This window comes from Dietzia cercidiphylli, from assembly GCF_014145145.1.
GTDB lineage: Bacteria > Actinomycetota > Actinomycetes > Mycobacteriales > Mycobacteriaceae > Dietzia > Dietzia natronolimnaea.
On the sequence record NZ_JAALEA010000429.1, the window covers coordinates 1 to 1,316 of the forward strand.

Below are 1,316 nucleotides of genomic sequence, written 5' to 3' on the forward strand. Positions count from 1 at the left end.
GTAGCCGTCGTCGGAGGTGTTGGCGCCGACGAGGTGCCAGAACCCCAGGACGCCCACCACCACGCCGTCCACCGCCGACAACCGGGTCCACGAGCGGGGGACGAACCGGCGGTCGGACCGTCCGTCGATCCCGTCGAGGCGGTGCAGGAACACCACCGAGGCGAGGGTCGCCAGGATCCCCAGCACCATCAGCGCCAGCTTGAGCACCGTGGGGCTGGAGGAGTAACGGGAGTCGACGGTGATCTCCACCGTCGACCCGCCCAGCCCCTCGGGCGCGGAGGTGGGCGTGAGGTCCGTGAACACCCCTGTCACCTGCGGTCGCATGGTTCCCGGGACGGCCGCGCTGACCGGGTCCTGCCCGTTCTCGTCGTCGTCCCCGCCCCGGTCCCCGTCCTCGGACAGGCCGGTGAGCTCGGCCACCAGCACCCCGACCTCGGCCCGGACCCGCAGCGACTCGCAGGCCGGGTCCCGGAGGGTGGACAGGGGGACCGAGAGCAGGGTGGTGTTGCGGACCGCCACCTCGATGGCGGGGTCCCCCGCGGCGTCGGCCGAGCGCTGGACCACGAGGCCGTCGGAGATCCGACCGGGTGCGCCCTCGGGCAGGGTCGAGAACACGATCGTGTCGTCGGGAACCTGCGACAGCGGGCCACACGGTGCGGTGATGGTCAGGTCCAGCGGTCTCCCGGAGACCAGTGGGGCGGTGACGGAGGCGTAGTCGGGTCCGGCGGTCCAGCGCACCTCGGTGGTGTTCTGGTGGACCGGGAGGAAACCGGACAGGATCGCCAGGAACGCGCCGAGGAAGCCGGTGATCACGGCCAGCCGTCGGTCGCGGTCCATCCCCGGGTACGGGTGCAGCCCGAGGGGGCGCCCGCCGCTCGCCGTCACAGTGGGGTCACCTCATCGCACCACGATCACGGCGAACGGTCCGACGTCGTGGACCTCGAAGTGGGGGCCCTCCACGGCCTCGGCGGGGATGGTGACGCCGAACCGGCGCACGTTGGGGTCGTTGGGGTAGGTGTCCTCGGCCAGGCGCAGCGCGTACCCGGAACCCGAGGGGCGGGCGACCACGGCGTCCGGGCGCCGCCACGGGGTGGCGTTCATCATGGCGTACAGCTCGTCGCCGCTGGTGGCGTCCTCCCAGCCGATCATCGCCTCGTTGCGCTCGTCGTACCGGCCGAGCGGGTTGGCGTAGTGGGAGGTGACGGCCTGGTAGGCCAGGTACGGGTGGTAGGCCAGGAAGGCGTCGGCGGTGCTGACGACGACGAGGTCGGTCTTCTCCCGGCCCGGGAACGCCTCGAGGATGACCCTGTCGACCT

Annotated in this window: 2 protein-coding genes; both read right to left on the bottom strand. The window is 72.2% G+C overall.

Annotated elements, in window-relative coordinates; genetic code table 11:
• Positions 1-885 (bottom strand): arabinosyltransferase domain-containing protein (locus G6028_RS14610; protein ID WP_338404236.1); only part of this gene is annotated, 885 nt, incomplete at its 3' end.
• Between the two features lie 12 nt (positions 886-897).
• On the bottom strand, positions 898-1,316 hold a 419-nt coding region (locus G6028_RS14615), incomplete at its 5' end, for an arabinofuranosyltransferase (RefSeq protein ID WP_182659308.1).